A 14,496-nucleotide genomic window follows, 5' to 3' on the forward strand; every position below is an offset into this window, starting at 1 on the left:
GAGTACGCACGTAACGTGCAATAATCAAGGCACAGTTTGCGTGATTCGCTCATTTTTTTGACTGTTTCGATTGTATGCATCGCTGAGGCACGAACACAGGAGGCGTCGACATGTCCATCGCACAGGCGCAGGCACCGCACGCGACGTCTCGTCGGCGCTCCGACCGGATGGCCCGGATCCTCAGCTATGTGAACGAACGCGGGTCCGCACGACTCACGGAGATCGCGGACGCCCTCGCCGTGTCGACGGCGACCATGCGCCGCGACCTCACCGACATGGACGAGCAGGGCCTGCTGATCCGTTCGCACGGCGGCGCGCGCGCCCTCGACCCGGCAACCGAGGTCCCCGTCCAGCTGCGCGACTCCCGTTTCAGGGAGGCCAAGCTGCGCATCGCGGAGCACGCGGCACGCCTGCTTCCCGACGGCCAGTACTCCGTCGCGATCAGCGGCGGCACGACGGCCGCAGCGGTCGCCAGAGCGCTGACGGTGCGTGACGATCTCTCCGTCGCGACCAACGCACTCACCACGGCGACGGAGCTGGCCTCCCGCAGCAGACTGACGGTCATCATGACCGGCGGGTTCGTCCGGTCCAGCTCGCTGGAGGCCGTCGGGGTGCTCGCGGAGAAGACGTTCTCGGCGATCAACGTCGGTACCGCGTTCCTCGGCACGGACGGCATCAGCGCCCGTGGCGGTGCGACCACGCACAACGAGACCGAGGCGCGCACCAATCATGCGATGGTGACGCAGGCCGATCGGGTCGTGGTGGTGGCGGACGGGTCGAAGATCGGGCGGGCGACGCTGGCGAAGGTCGCAGAGCTGTCGGAGATCGATGTGCTCGTCACCGACTCGTCCGCCGACCAGCGCGAGCTCGAGGCCATCGCGGCGGCCGGCGTCGATGTTCAGGTCGTGGCGGACGCGCAGGAAGGCTGATCCGTCAGCGCGGACGCGCCGGAGAACGAGTCCACCCGGATGTCCGCCGCGAGCCGGCGCGCCATGGCGGCGTCCAGCCGCGCGGCGCCGGGGAGCTGAGCGTTGGCCGCACCGGCGGCTGTGCCCAACGGGAGCGCTTCCCGCAGCGAGAGCGACGCTTCGAATGCGACCATCAGCCCGCCGAGGAAGGAGTCGCCGCTGCCGACGGGGAATGCTCCCACAGGGCCGCTTCTGCGCGCCCTGAGCACCTCTCCCCCGTCGGATCCCCATGCCCCGTCCTCGCCGTCCGTGACCACGACGCACGATGAGCGCCCCACGCCGGAGACGAACCCGTGCAGACGGGAGACCAGAAGGTCACCCGGAGCGTCAGGGGCGCAGCCGAGCAGCTCCACCGCTTCGGCACGGTTCACCTTGACGAGATCGGGCCCTGCCTCTGCACCCGCTCGCAGGGCGGGCCCGTGGGTGTCGAGTGCGATCCGGCCGCCGGCGCCGCGCACGCGCCGCACCACTTCGGCGACCGTCTCAGGGGCGAGGTTCTGCGGAAGGCCTCCGGAGAGCAGGAACCAGTCGCCGGCCGCATCCCGCCCTCCCAGAGCGGTGTCCAGCACGAGGTCGACCTCGGCGGCGGATACCGCGACCGGCCTCTCGTAGATCTCGGTGAGCTCGCCCGCGCCGACATCGAAGATCGACACGCAGGTGCGCGTCGGCGTCGCCCCGTCGATCGCGGTCAGTGAGACGCCGTCGCCGCGAGCGGCATCCGCCACGTCCGCGCCTGCTCCGCCGGCGAGGACGGCGACGGCGGCGACGTCCCGTGCGCCGAGTGCCACGGCCGCGCGCGCAGCGTTGAGCGACTTCCCACCGGCGACCCTCACCACTTCGCGGGGGCGCTGGATCCCCTGCAGGCGGTCGACGACATAGGTCACGTCGAGCGCCGGACTCAGCGCGAGCGCAGTGATCACGATGCCACCGCCGCGCGCAGCTCGGCCAGGTCCGCTTGTCCGGCGGTTCCGCCCGGTCGTCCCGTCGACATCGATCCGGCCGTCGTCGCCCAGCGCAGCCGGTCGCGCTCGAGTTCGACGCCGTGCGCGAGCGCCGCCAGATATCCCGCGTCGAAGCTGTCCCCCGCTCCCGTCGTGTCGACGACCTGGACGGTGAGGCCCGGTGCGCTCTCCCGCGCCTCGTCGGCGCGCACGGACCAGCCTCCACGGGCGCCGTCCTTCACGACGACCCGCGGCCCGCGGTGCGAGATCCTGCGTGCGAGGTCCTCGTCGCGCTCGCCCGTGTCGCCGAGCGACCGAGCGATCGCCTGCAGCTCGTTCCGATTGGGCAGCAGCAGATCGAGGTGAGGCAGTGCGCGTTCGACACCGTGCCAGTTCTCGCTCGGATCCCAGTTGGTATCGAGGGATGTCGTCCATCCGGCGGCGCGTGCGGCTGCGAGCACAGAAGGCAGTTCGACCGCCAGAGACGGCTGCAGGAAGTAGCTCGCGACGTGCAGGATGCCCGGCGCCCCTCGCCACGCTTCGAGGCCGGAGATCACATCGTCCGCGGCGAGCAGCGGGATCGCACCGGGCGCCGTCAGGATCGCGCGATCCTCCGGCGCGGACAGGATGACCGACACTCCCGTCGCAGCGGTGGCCGTGGCGGCGACCCCTGCCACGTCGACTCCGTTTCCGCGAAGCGCATCGAGAGCGAATCTGCCGAAGGCGTCGTCCCCCACTCGCGCCATCAGGGCAGTCGGCGCTCCGAGTCTCGCCGTGCCGCTGGCGACGATGCTGGCAGACCCTCCCAGCACCAGGTCCGCACGATCGAGCAGCTGCTCGGCCTGGCCGAACCGCGGCACGACATCGCCGCGGAGCACCAGGTCGACGTTCGCATCCCCGACGACGAGGATCGGACGCGCGTCCGGAGTCGAACGGCTCATCCCTTCACCCCCGAGAACGACATGGTCGCGATGAACTGTCGCTGTGCGACCACGAAGAAGACGATGAGTGGGAGCGTGGCGACCACGTTCGCCGCCATCAGCAGCGACCAGTCGGTGCGCCGCGCTCCCTGGAAGTTCGTGATGCCCAGCTGCACGGTGAACGCGCCGGGGTCGTTGATCGCGATGAGCGGCCACACCAGATCGTTCCACGACCCCAGCAGCGTGAAGATCGCGAGAGTGGCGAGGGCCGGCCGCGCCAGCGGAAAGATGATCCGCCAGAACGTGCCGAACTTCGAGCAGCCGTCCAGCAGCGCGGCCTCCTCGAGCTCCGCCGGCAGCGATAGGAAGAACTGCCGCATCAGGAAGATGCCGAAGGTCGTCGCCAGCCACGGCACGATCGCGGCCATCAGTGTGTCGATGATGCCCACGGAGGCGAACATCACGTAGGTGGGGACCATCAGCAGCTGCGTCGGGATCATGATCGTCGCCACGATCATCATGAAGCTCACGTCTCGGCCGGCGAATCGCAGTCGAGCGAACCCGTACCCCGCCAGGGAGCAGAGCACGATGTGCGAGGCGATTCCGGCGGCGGAGACGATCACGGAGTTGCCCAGCCACAGCAGGATGTCCGACTGCTGGAACAGCTTCGCATAGCCGTCGAACGTCAGCGCCGAAGGGATGAAGCTCGGCGGGAACCGGTTGATCTCGGATTCGGGCGTGAGAGATGTGATGAACATCTGAAGGAACGGAATCGCGAAGACGAGCGAGACCGGGATGAGCAGCAGGTGCGCCCAGGAACGGCGACGGCGACGCTTCCTCTGCACGATGACCGCGCGCGTCGTCGTCGGAGCCGTGCTCGGGCTCGAGCTCTGCGGCAGACCTCTGTCGATGAGCGTCGTCATACGGACTCTCCCTTCGCCGTGCGCCGCTGCGCGATGACCACGATGAGTGTGATGCCGAGCGTCAGCGCGAACAGGCCATATGCGACGGCCGACGCGTATCCGAACTCGAGCTCCCGGAACGCGGCGTTCCAGAGGTAGTAGACGATGGTCTCCGTCGCGCCGAGCGGGCCGCCGCGGGTGGTCGTGTACACGACGTCGAAGAGCTGGATCGCCTGGATGCCCTGCCAGATCGTGACGAAGACGGTGACGGGAGCGAGCTGCGGGAAGATCACGCGCCAGAACGTCTGCCAGCGACTCGCACCGTCGACCCTGGCCGCCTCCGACAGCTCGGCGGGGATATCCTGCAGCGCCGCGAGGTAGATCACCGTCGTCAGCGCCGCCTGGCCCCACACCGACATGATCGCGATGACGAGCATCGCCTGCGCCGGGTCTTCGAGCCATCCCTGCTGCGGGAGCCCGAGGGTCCTGAGCAGGTTGTTGACGAGCCCGAACTGGGGGTTGAACAGGTAGGTGGTGAGGATTCCCGTCGCAGCGGCCGACACGACGAAGGGCAGGAAGATGAGCGTGCGATACAGCCCGACGAGGATGATCCGTCGGTTCAGCGCGACGGCCAGGCCGAGGCCGAGCAGCACGGAGGCCGGCACGAACATCGCCGAGTACACGAGCGTGTGCATCACGGCGGCACCGAGATCGGCGTCTGCGGCCATGTCGGCGTAGTTTCCGCCGCCCACCCACTCGGGTTCGGAGAATCCGTTCCACTCCTGCAGCGACAGCAGGAACGCCCACACTGCGGGGAAGATCGACAGGCCGAGCACGATCAGGGTCGCCGGCCCGACGAACCCCCAGCCCGTCGCGGTGTCGCGCGCGCGGCGCAGCCGGATGCCCGGCCGCCGCGCTGGGGCGCTCACCGTCATTCGTCCTCCAGAGCGGCGGTGGCGTCATCCGCTGCGTCTTCCAGAGCCTGCTGAGGCTCTGCCTGCCCCTGCAGGACCTGCGAGATCGCCGTGCCGATCGCCTCGGACAGGTTGACGTAGCCGGGGACGGTCGGCCGCGGAATCGTCGCGTTCTCGCTGTTCGCAGCCATCACGTCGAGACCGGGCATCTGTTCGACCTGCTCCTGGAACTCCGGAGTCTCCGTCTCGCTCTCGCGCAGCGGCAGGTTCCCGTAGACCACGTTCCAGCGCACATCCTGCTCCGCAGCCGTCAGCCACTTCATGAACTCGTACGACCAGTGCTCGCGGTTCGGGTCCTCGTGGTCGAACATCACCCAGATGTCCGCACCGGAGATCGTGGTGTGGTCACCGTCCGTGCCGGGCAGCGGAACGACGCCGTAGTCCGTGCCCGCGGTCTGCAGGTCGTAGAGCGTCCACGGTCCCGACGTGATCATGCCGATCTGGTCGCTGGCGAAGAACTGCCCGAACTTCGTGTCGGTCTGATCCAGGTACACGGATTCGTCGTCGACGGCCATCTCCTGCAGGAAGGTGAGCGCGTCGACGCCCTCCTGAGAGTCGAACGTCGCCTCGGCGTCGTCGAGGATCTGTCCGCCTCGCTGCCACAGGTGGGGCCAGAACTGCCACGTCGTCTCCTCGGAACCCGACACGGAGTATCCGTACCCGTAGGTCTTGGTGGCGGGGTCGGTGAGCTCGGCCGCGGCCTCGCGGAAGTCCTGCCACGTCCAGTCCTCGGTCGGGTAGTCGACGCCCGCAGCGTCGAAGACCGTCTTGTTGTAGATCAGGGAGATGTTGTCCACGACGGCGGGGAAGCCGATCGTGGCGCCGCCCTCCGGCTGAGCGGTCGCCTGTGCCGCACCGGAGAACTCCTCCCATCCCACCTCGGAGTCCTCACTCAGCCGGTCCGTGATGTCGAGGGTCCGGTCGGAGCCGGCGAGTTCGCTCGCCCACGATCCGAACGCGTACGAGATGTCTGGGTAGGTGCCTCCCGCGAACGACGACGACAGCTTCTGCAGCAGATCTTCGGTCGACGGAGCGCCCGAGGACATCTCGATCGTGACGTTCGGGTGCTCCTGCTCGAATTCGTCCGCGAGGCCCTCCAGGATCGTCTGGGCCTGATCCGCCTGCCCCGTCCACCATGTCAGGGTGACGTCGGCATCCGGATCGAGGCTCGTCGCCGGCTGCGCTCCGGATGAGCAGGCGGCGAGTCCCAGGGCGGCGGATGCGGCGATCGCGACGGCCGCGGTACGGCGGCGGATCGTGCGGCTGTGACGGAATGCGCTGTGGTGGTGGCGAATCATGATTGCTTCCTCTGCGGGTTGTGCTTCCTCTGCGGACTGCTCATCGACCGGTCTGCGGCGGGTCGCCGGAGCTCCCGCCGTCAGAGTCTCATCTCAGCTCAGAACGACGGATCGCGTCAGGTGTCGGGGCGAATCGGGGTCGAGCCCCCGCTCCTCGGCCAAGCGGATGGCGAGGGTCTGGGCGAGAGCCAGTTGGATCAAGGGGTCGACGTCGTGGTGCAGGACCTCGGCGCCCGTGCGCCGCACGTCGTCCGCGAGCGCGGAGTCGAGGTCGCCGAAGAGCGTGACGAGCGACCCCGTACCGGCGACGGCGATCGGGCCGTGACGGTAGTCGAGCGCGGGGTAGGCTTCCGACCACGCCTGCGCCGCCTCACGGATCTTCAGCGCCGCTTCCTGCGCCAGCCCTCTGGTCCACGCGCGACCGAGGAAGACGAAGTGCGAGTGATCGGCGACGCGCACGGGCAGCGGGCGCGCCAGCGCGGCCTCGCACTGCGCGGCCAGATCCGTGAGCTCCTCGCCGAATGCGCGGCGCGCGAGCACCAGCACGGTGCTCGGGAATCGGGTCTGCACGACGGAGCTCTCGTCGGCGAAGTCGAGAACCAGCGCCTGATCGACGGCGGCTGCGACGGGTGAGCCCTCGACGCCGACGATCGCAGTGGTCGCCGTCCCCGACGGCACCTGGTCGAGCACGGCGAGCACTTCGCTCGTCGTGCCGGACCTGCTGATCACGACGATCCGGTCGTAGGTGCGCCCCGGCAGCCATTCCGATGCGTATCCCGCGTCGGTCACCCCGTGCCCCGCGGTCTCGCGCAGCATCGCAATCGACTCGGACACGTAGGCGCTGGTACCGCACCCGAGGAAGAGCACGCGCTCTCCCCGCCTTCCGAAGGCGGGGATGCTGATGTCGAGTTCCAGCGCCTGCCGCCACACCGCAGGCTGGCTCAGAATCTCACGTTCGGTCACGTTGCTCGTGCGCAATTGGGGCCTTGTCCTTCCGGCCGAGAGGGCCTCGTCTGGGCGGTCCTCCTATGAGCGGAACCGCTGTGCCCCCATATTGCGCATTCACAACATTGTTGTCATCAGAACTGCGTGATTCACTCAGTTTTTATGACTGAATAGATGCCGCCTCCGAACTCGTACGGCCCTGACTCCTGCGGACGTTCGGAGCACCTCATCTCAGATTGCCCCCGATATGGTCTTGACAACGTTGTCTGATGCGCCCATGCTTGGTCATCAGAAGTCGGAAAGGCAGAGAGGCCCTTCCAGATGACATCGATGTCATGACCGGAGACGAACGTGGACCCACAGCTGCACCCGCGCACGATGGCGCCGAACCTGATCGACCACTTCTACCGTGGCGGCGACAGGATCGCGGCGCTGCGCGGGATCGAGCAGTCGAACCCGTTCCAGCCGGAGGAATGGCTGGCGGCGACCGTGCCGCGCGCAGGCGAAGGCGAGATCGGTCTGGCCAGCACGACCGACGGCGAACTGCTGCGCGACCTCGTCGCCGCCGATCCAGAGGCCTGGATCGGCCCCGGCCACTCGCTGGCTGCCCGGCCCAGCGACACCGGCGTGCTCGTGAAGCTCCTCGACGCACGCCAGCGACTCCCCGTTCACGTGCACCCCGCCCGTGCATTCGCGCTGTCGCATCTCGACTGCCCCTACGGCAAGACCGAGTCGTGGCTCGTGCTCGACGCCGAACCGGGTTCGGCCTTCCACCTCGGGTGGAGCGAGGCCGTCGATCCGGATGAGCTCGACCGTCGGCGCGACGCACAGGACTCCGAATGGATGCTCGCCCGCATGAACCGCTTCGAGGCGCGACGCGGCATGGGCGTGCTGGTTCCGGCAGGCACGGTGCACGCCGTCGATGCCGGTATCTTCGTCGCCGAAGTGCAGGAGCCCACCGACTTCTCGCTGCTGCTGGAGTGGTCGGTCACGACGTCGACGCGTGACGAATCGCACCTCGATCTCGGCTTCGATACCGCGATGGGCGCCGTGAGCACCTCCGCCCTCACCGACATCGACGCTCTTGTGCGCTCGAACGACCTCGATTCCCCGGCATCCGGTGCCGCCCGCCTGCTCCCGCCGACGGCAGACGCCTACTTCCGGCTCGACCGAGCCGGTGCAGGAGCCGAGTTCGACGCTGGATTCGCCGTCGTCCTGGCTCTGGCCGACACAGTGCTGCACGGCGCCAGCGGCGAGACGGTCTCCGCAGCACGCGGAGACGTGCTCGCGGTGCCCGCGGCCTTCGGCCCGTGGCGGACCGAAGGCACCGAGGCGAACCTCATCGTGCATCGACCGGGCTCCGGATGGCCCCAGACACTCGGCGACAGCGACGTCGCCTGATCGGAAGGAACCCATGACGACCCCCATCCTGAAAGCACGCGGCCTGAACCGTCAGTTCGGTCACGTGCGCGCGCTCGACGATGCCGACTTCGAGGTGTATCCCGGCGAGGTCACCGCCCTCATCGGCGACAACGGAGCGGGCAAGTCCACGCTCGTGAAGGCCCTCAGCGGGAACCTCGCCGTCGACAGCGGCACGATCGAGTTCGAGGGACGCCCCATAGATCTTTCCACTCCTGCCGCCGCGAGCGAGCTCGGCATGGAGACGGTGCATCAGGACCTCGCGCTCGCCCCTCATCTGAATCCAGTGCAGAACATGTATCTGGGCCGCGAGGTGATGCGCAGCGGGCTGGCCGGCGCTCTCGGGTTCATGAACGACGGGGAGATGCGGCGCCAGTCGCGCCGTGCGTTCGACGACCTCGGCGCCACGGTGCGCTCGATGACCAGTCAGGTCGGGTCGATGTCGGGCGGCCAGCGCCAGGCGATCGCGATCGCGCGCGCCGTGCACTGGGCGAAGAAGCTCGTCTTCCTCGATGAGCCGACCGCGGCGCTCGGCGTGCGTCAGACGAAGAACGTGCTCGACCTCATCCGGCGCGTCAGCGACACCGGCATCGCCGTCGTCTTCATCAGCCACTCGATGCCGCACGTGATCGACGTGGCTGACCGGGTGCAGGTGCTCCGTCTCGGACATCGCGTCGCCACACTCGACGCCGAGAAGACCAGCATGGAGGAGCTCGTCGGCCTGATGACCGGCGCGAACGTGGGAGACGCGGCAGCATGAGCATCGACGCCAGAACACCGAAGATGGGCCCGGAGACCACCGCGATCGCCGAGGTCGATGCGAAGGAGACCCTGTTCGCGCGGCTCGCCCGCACCCAGTGGCTGCAGATCCTGATCGTGCTGATCGCGATCGTCGCGGTCTTCTCGGTCATGGCGCCCGACACGTTCCCGCACTGGGGCAATGTGCGCCTGATCATCCAGAATGCGTCGATCCTCGCGGTCCTCGCCGTCGGGATCACGTTCGTGATCATCACCAGCGGCATCGACCTGTCGATCGGCTCCGTCCTGGTCTTCTCCGGCGTCGCCGCGGCGATCGCCATGCGCACGATCGGCGGCGACGGCTGGGGAACCGCCATCGTCGGGATCGTGGTCTCAATCGCCGCCGGCCTGTTCTGGGGCTTCTTCAACGGCTTCGTGATCGCGAAGCTGAAGGTGCCGCCGCTGATCGTGACGCTCGGCACGATGGGGATCGCGCTCGGCCTCGCGCAGATCCTCACCGGCGGGGTCGACATCCGAGAGGTGCCTGAGGTGCTCACGAACTCCATCGGCTACGGAAACGTGTTCGGCACGATCCCGATCATCTCGGTCATCGCACTCGTCGTGATCGTCATCGGCGCAATCGTGCTGCATCGGACGCGATTCGGCCTGCACACCTATGCCGTCGGCTCGAACGAGGAGTCGGCCAGGCGGGTCGGCGTCAAGGTCGACCGTCGGCTGATCGCGGTGTACGCCCTCACCGGTGGCCTCGCGGGCCTGGCCGGGATCATGTCGCTGGCGCAGTTCTCCACGACGGCGATCGCCGGCCAGACCGAGACCAACCTGAACGTGATCACCGCGGTGGTCATCGGAGGCACCTCGCTGTTCGGCGGCATCGGCACGATCATCGGTTCGATCGTCGGCCTGTTCATCCCCGCCGTGCTGCAGAACGGCTTCGTCATCCTCGGCGTGCAGCCGTTCTGGCAGCAGGTCGCCGTCGGCGCCGTGCTCATCGTCGCCGTGTACGTCGACCAGGTGCGCCGTGCCCAGGCATCCCGCGGCGGTGACGTCAGCGTCTGGAAGCACCTGTTCGCCCGCAGACGCGGATGAGCCGAGCGGAGCGGTCGCCGCGAACGCGTCCGCCCGCCACAGACACCAACAGCCCATATCCCTCACCTTTCACCAACAAGGAGGACACGATGAAGTGGTCCAAGGCACTGTCCATCACAGCCATCGGGGCGGTCGGCGCTCTCGCCCTCGCCGGATGTTCGTCGGGCGACGGCGGATCCGGCGGCGACTCCGGCGGATCCGGCGGATCCGGCGATGGCGACTACAGCCTCGCCTTCGTACAAGGCGTCGCCGGCGACGAGTTCTACATCTCGATGCAGTGCGGCATCGAGGCCAAGGCCGAAGAGCTCGGCGTCTCGGTCAAGACGCAGGGCGCGAAGCAGTTCGACCCCGCCCTGCAGAAGCCGCTCGTAGATTCGGTCGTGGCATCGAGCCCCGACGCGCTGCTCATCGCCGCGACGGACCAGTCGGCCATGCAGGCGCCCATCGAAGCTGCGGCGAACTCGGGCATCGAGGTCGTGCTCGTCGACACCACGGTGGAGGACCCGTCGTTCGCGGCGTCCGCCATCGCGAGCGACAACTACGGCGGGGGCGAGGCCGCCTTCGAGGCGATCGAGGAGGCCCATCCCGAGGGCGGAAAGGTGCTCGTCGTCTCCATCGACCCCGGCATCACCACATCGGACGCTCGTGCCGAGGGCTTCGAGGCCGCGGTCGCCGAGAACGACAAGTTCGAGTCGGTCGGGATCGAGTACAGCCACAATCAGCCTGATGAGGCCGCCCGCATCGTGACGGCCGCGCTGCAGCGGGACAAGGACCTCGTCGGCATCTTCGCCGCGAACCTGTTCGCGGCCGAGGGCACGGCGACCGGTGTGCAGCAGGCCGGCCGCGATGATGTCACCGTCGTCGGCTTCGACGCGGGCCCCGCCCAGGTGGAGCAGCTGCGCGACGGCATCGTGCAGGCGCTCGTCGCCCAGGAGCCCGCATCGATCGGCGAGCAGGCCGTCGAGCAGGCCGTCGCCGCTCTCAACGGCGAGGACACGACGGCGGAGATCCAGACCGGCTTCACCGTCATCACGCAGGACAACATCGATGGCGAAGGCGGCGAGGCCGTCTACCAGTCGAGCTGCTGATCGTTCCGACTCCGGTGGGCGTCGCCTGCGCCTCGCGCGGCGCCCACCGGGCCCACCTCACTTCGAAGGAGAAGCCATGACGACCGACGAACAGGTCGCGATCATCACCGGCGCCGGTTCTGGCATCGGGCGCGCCACCGCGCGCCGGCTCGCGGACCGCGGCGTGCGCACGGTTCTGGTCGGCCGCTCGGCCGCACGCCTCGAATCGGTCGCGGCCTCCCTCGCATCCGAGTCGGTGGTCATCGAGGGCGATGTCGCAGACGGCGCCGCGATCGAACTCGCGGTCCGCACCGCCACCGAGCGGTTCGGCCGCCTCGACATCGTGCTCGCCAACGCCGGCCTGTACCTCGGCGGCGACTTCCTCACCGCGGGCTACGACGAGATCGCCGCAACCGTGCAGGCGAACGTCACCGGTGTGATGACCACCGTGCGCGGGGCGCTGCCTCACCTCGTCGCCCAGGGCACGGGCGACGTCGTCGTCACCAGCTCGGTCGCCGGCCACATCGACGTGCAGTGGGAGCCGGTGTACTCCCCGACAAAGCACGCCGTGCAGGCGTTCACCCACGCAGTGCGCCAGCAGCTCGTCGGCACGGGAGTCCGGATGGGCGCGATCGCGCCGGGCGTCGTGCTCAACGAGCTGTGGGGCTATCAGGAGAGCGAGACCGACCGCGTCGCGGAGAAGGTCGCCGATCGCACGGGCATCACCAGCGACGACGTCGCCGACGCGATCGAGTACATGCTCACCCGGCCGCGTCACGTCACTCTGCGCGACGTCGTGATCCTGCCCACCGACCAGGACATCTGAGCGATGCTGACCCGCGACTCGCTCGCTTCTGCCCGCATGTCATCGATGACATACCTGAGCTCCGCCCGTGCCGATGCATCCGGATCGATGGTGATCCCGTGAGCCTCGTCGCCGGTCTCGACATCGGCAGCACCGGCATCAAGGTGCTCGTCACCACGGCGGATGCGCCGGATGACGAGGTGCTGCGCGAGCAGGTTCCGACGCCGTGGGCGCCCGGGCCGGACGGCACGACCGATCTGGAGCCGATAGCCCTGCACGCCGCGCTCGAGGAGCTGCTGAGGCGCGCGTCAGCCCGTCTCGCCGAGCTGCGCCCAGGCGAGCGCGTCGACGCGATCGCAGCGACGGGAATGGGCGAGTCCGGGTTCCTGGTCGGACCCGCCGGCGCACCCCTTGCGCCGGCGCCGGCGTGGTTCGACCCGCGCGGAGCCGAGCAGCTCGACCGCGTGCCCGCCACGATCGCAGCGGAGTTCGCCGGCAGATGCGGCATCCCCCTCGGGGTTCAGGTGACCACGACCAAGATCGCCGTTCGCCGCGACGAGGGGATCCCGCTCGCCGGTGCGCGCTTCTCGAGTGTGCCGGAGTGGGCGGCGCACCTGCTCGGCGGAGAGCTCGTCGCCGAGCGCTCGCTGCTCGGCCGGACCGGACTGATCGACCAGGACACCGGTCGCGCGTGGCCGGAGATGCTCGCACACCTCGGCACGGATGAGTCGCTGATCCCGCCCGTCGTCGACGCCGGCACACCATCCGGCGCAGCGGGGGCCGCGTGGGTGCCCGCTGCTTTCCGCGACGCGGTCGTCACGGTGGCGGGGCACGATCACCTCGTCGCCTCCGCCGGTGCGGGTGTCGCCGATGACCGCTACGACGTGTCGCTCGGCACAGCCGAAGTGCTGCTGCGCGTGCTCGACACTCCACTCGATCTGACGGCGCGCGCTCGGCTCGCCGAGCGCCTGATCAACGTCGTCCCGCACGTGATCCCCGGCCGATGGGCGCTGGTCGCCGGTGTCAAGACGGGGCTGCTGCTGCGCCGCGCGCTGCGGCTGTTCGGCGTTGCGGGCACGCAGGCCCGCGACGCGCTCGACGCCGAGGTGATGCGCATCGACGGCGACCTGCCTGCCGTCGACGTCTCGGGTGCGCGCAACGACGACGGCGCTCTGCGCCTGAGCGTGCTCGCCGACGACGCCGCGCCGGCGGCCGTGTTCGAGGCGATCCTGCGCCACAGCAACGACGAGATCCGGCTGCTCATCGACGCGATCGACCGGGAGGTGCAGCCGGCGACGTCGGCGCTGCTCACCGGCGGCTGGTCATCGATGCGCAGCGTGCGTCGCGCCCGCAGCGCCGTTCTGCCTGATCTGCGCGTGAGCGAGCGCGAACAGGACACCGCATACGGAGCGGCGCTGACCGCCGCTCGAGCCCTCCGATCAACCCTCACACCTTGACGACCCACGTGCACCGCACATCCGGACTCGCCCGAACCACCCCATGAGAAGGAGCCCCATGAACGAGCTGACCACACTGGAACGCCGCGCACTGAGCAGGTTGACCACGCCGGGCGGCGGCATGCTGATCGTCGCCGCCGACCAGCGCAACAGCATGAAGAAGGTGATGACCGACGACCCGCAGACGGTCGACCGGGCGGGCCTCGCCGCCGCCAAGGCCGATCTGGTGAGCCATCTCGGCAACCGGGCACCGGCGATCCTGCTCGATCCTGAGACTGCGCTGCCCGAGATCGTCGACGACGGCGTGATCGCGCCGGAGACCGGCCTGGTCGTCGCGCTCGACGCGAGCGGATTCGCCGAGACGGACGAGGGGCTGCGCCGCACCCGCTACATCGACGGCATGTCACCGCGGCGCGTGCGCGAACTCGGCGGCGACGCGGCCAAGATGCTCTTCTACCTTCGCCCCGACCAGGGCGCCGCTGAGGACGAGGTCATCACGGCCATCCGGGATCTCGTCGCCGCCGCGAACGACGAGGGCGTGCTGCTGATCGTCGAGATCCTCACCTACCGACTGCCCGGTGAGAGCGAGGACGAGTACGCCGCTGCGTTCGGCGGGCTGATCGAGCAGGCGACGAGGATCTGCGTCGAGCAGGGCGTGAAGGTGCTGAAGATCCCGTACCCCGGGTCGGCCGAGGCGTCGGATGCCGTGCATGCAGCCGCGCAGGGCGTGCCGTGGGCGGTGCTGTCGGCCGGCGTCGATCACGCCACCTTCGTCGGGCAGGTGCGCACCGCCGTCCGCCACGGCAGCGCGGGCGCGATGGCCGGTCGCTCGCTGTGGAAGGACTGCCTGTCGACGTCGGCCGACGAGCGCGAGCAGCGACTCACCGGCGTCGCCGCCGTGCGCGCCGCAGAGCTGGCCGAGGTGATCGACGAGGAGCTGGCGGCGCGGTGACGG

General features: G+C 69.0%; 14 protein-coding genes. 8 read left to right on the top strand and 6 right to left on the bottom strand.

What is annotated here, in order from left to right:
• Nucleotides 1-110: 110 nt before the first annotated feature.
• Nucleotides 111-929 carry a DeoR/GlpR family DNA-binding transcription regulator gene (locus DZG09_RS01190; RefSeq protein ID WP_119695916.1) on the top strand — a complete coding sequence of 273 codons (819 nt, stop codon included), beginning with the start codon at nt 111-113 and terminating at the stop codon, nt 927-929.
• On the opposite strand, the gene DZG09_RS01195 is transcribed toward DZG09_RS01190, so the two are convergent.
• The 6 genes from DZG09_RS01195 to DZG09_RS01220 form a co-directional block, all read right to left on the bottom strand.
• Entirely contained in the window at nt 899-1,888 is a 990-nt protein-coding gene (locus tag DZG09_RS01195; protein ID WP_162893087.1) for a 1-phosphofructokinase family hexose kinase, read from the bottom strand. The genes DZG09_RS01190 and DZG09_RS01195 overlap by 31 nt on opposite strands.
• Nucleotides 1,885-2,850 (bottom strand): carbohydrate kinase family protein, encoded by a 966-nt coding sequence (locus DZG09_RS01200; RefSeq protein WP_119695917.1) that lies wholly within the window; start codon nt 2,848-2,850, stop codon nt 1,885-1,887. Before DZG09_RS01200 ends, DZG09_RS01195 begins: the two co-directional genes overlap by 4 nt.
• Entirely contained in the window at nt 2,847-3,752 is a 906-nt protein-coding gene (locus tag DZG09_RS01205) for a carbohydrate ABC transporter permease (protein ID WP_119695918.1), read from the bottom strand. The genes DZG09_RS01200 and DZG09_RS01205 overlap by 4 nt, the downstream gene beginning before the upstream one ends.
• The gene (locus DZG09_RS01210; RefSeq protein ID WP_240423592.1) at nt 3,749-4,660 is read right to left on the bottom strand and encodes a carbohydrate ABC transporter permease; all 912 of its coding nucleotides are present in this window, start codon (nt 4,658-4,660) and stop codon (nt 3,749-3,751) included. Before DZG09_RS01210 ends, DZG09_RS01205 begins: the two co-directional genes overlap by 4 nt.
• Before the next feature lie 2 nt (nt 4,661-4,662).
• Nucleotides 4,663-6,003, bottom strand: a complete 1,341-nt coding sequence (locus DZG09_RS01215) for an ABC transporter substrate-binding protein (protein ID WP_119695920.1) — start codon at nt 6,001-6,003, stop codon at nt 4,663-4,665.
• Nucleotides 6,004-6,096: 93 nt separating this feature from the next.
• Nucleotides 6,097-6,966, bottom strand: coding sequence for an SIS domain-containing protein (locus DZG09_RS01220; protein ID WP_119697311.1), 870 nt, complete (start codon nt 6,964-6,966; stop codon nt 6,097-6,099).
• A gap of 333 nt (nt 6,967-7,299) precedes the next feature.
• Between DZG09_RS01220 and DZG09_RS01225 the strand changes: the two genes are divergently transcribed.
• From DZG09_RS01225 to DZG09_RS01255, 7 genes are all read left to right on the top strand, one after another.
• Nucleotides 7,300-8,349: a class I mannose-6-phosphate isomerase gene (locus DZG09_RS01225; protein WP_162893088.1), complete on the top strand. Its 1,050-nt coding sequence runs from the start codon at nt 7,300-7,302 to the stop codon at nt 8,347-8,349.
• A 13-nt stretch (nt 8,350-8,362) separates the two neighbouring features.
• On the top strand, nt 8,363-9,127 hold the full coding sequence (locus DZG09_RS01230; RefSeq protein WP_119695922.1) for an ATP-binding cassette domain-containing protein: 765 nt from the start codon (nt 8,363-8,365) through the stop codon (nt 9,125-9,127).
• Complete coding sequence (locus tag DZG09_RS01235; protein ID WP_119695923.1) at nt 9,124-10,212, top strand: ABC transporter permease; 1,089 nt, start codon at nt 9,124-9,126, stop codon at nt 10,210-10,212. Before DZG09_RS01230 ends, DZG09_RS01235 begins: the two co-directional genes overlap by 4 nt.
• An 89-nt stretch (nt 10,213-10,301) precedes the next feature.
• Complete coding sequence (locus DZG09_RS01240) at nt 10,302-11,300, top strand: ABC transporter substrate-binding protein (RefSeq protein WP_119695924.1); 999 nt, start codon at nt 10,302-10,304, stop codon at nt 11,298-11,300.
• A 76-nt stretch (nt 11,301-11,376) separates the two neighbouring features.
• Nucleotides 11,377-12,105: an SDR family oxidoreductase gene (locus tag DZG09_RS01245; RefSeq protein ID WP_119695925.1), complete on the top strand. Its 729-nt coding sequence runs from the start codon at nt 11,377-11,379 to the stop codon at nt 12,103-12,105.
• Nucleotides 12,106-12,203: 98 nt separating this feature from the next.
• Nucleotides 12,204-13,541 carry an FGGY family carbohydrate kinase gene (locus tag DZG09_RS01250; RefSeq protein ID WP_119695926.1) on the top strand — a complete coding sequence of 446 codons (1,338 nt, stop codon included), beginning with the start codon at nt 12,204-12,206 and terminating at the stop codon, nt 13,539-13,541.
• A gap of 58 nt (nt 13,542-13,599) precedes the next feature.
• A complete protein-coding gene (locus DZG09_RS01255) occupies nt 13,600-14,493 on the top strand; it encodes a tagatose-bisphosphate aldolase (RefSeq protein WP_119695927.1) in 894 nt (297 codons plus the stop codon).
• Nucleotides 14,494-14,496 lie beyond the last annotated feature (3 nt).

Origin of the sequence: Microbacterium halotolerans, from assembly GCF_003569805.1 — a bacterium.
GTDB classification, from domain to species: domain Bacteria; phylum Actinomycetota; class Actinomycetes; order Actinomycetales; family Microbacteriaceae; genus Microbacterium; species Microbacterium halotolerans.

Coding starts and splice junctions, on each gene's coding strand:
- DZG09_RS01240 (WP_119695924.1), top strand. CDS start 10,302: ATGAAGTGGTCCAAGGCACTGTCCATCACAGCCATCGGGGCGGTCGGC.
- DZG09_RS01215 (WP_119695920.1), bottom strand. CDS start 6,003: ATGATTCGCCACCACCACAGCGCATTCCGTCACAGCCGCACGATCCGC.
- DZG09_RS01230 (WP_119695922.1), top strand. CDS start 8,363: ATGACGACCCCCATCCTGAAAGCACGCGGCCTGAACCGTCAGTTCGGT.
- DZG09_RS01255 (WP_119695927.1), top strand. CDS start 13,600: ATGAACGAGCTGACCACACTGGAACGCCGCGCACTGAGCAGGTTGACC.
- DZG09_RS01200 (WP_119695917.1), bottom strand. CDS start 2,850: ATGAGCCGTTCGACTCCGGACGCGCGTCCGATCCTCGTCGTCGGGGAT.
- DZG09_RS01190 (WP_119695916.1), top strand. CDS start 111: ATGTCCATCGCACAGGCGCAGGCACCGCACGCGACGTCTCGTCGGCGC.
- DZG09_RS01245 (WP_119695925.1), top strand. CDS start 11,377: ATGACGACCGACGAACAGGTCGCGATCATCACCGGCGCCGGTTCTGGC.
- DZG09_RS01205 (WP_119695918.1), bottom strand. CDS start 3,752: ATGACGACGCTCATCGACAGAGGTCTGCCGCAGAGCTCGAGCCCGAGC.
- DZG09_RS01235 (WP_119695923.1), top strand. CDS start 9,124: ATGAGCATCGACGCCAGAACACCGAAGATGGGCCCGGAGACCACCGCG.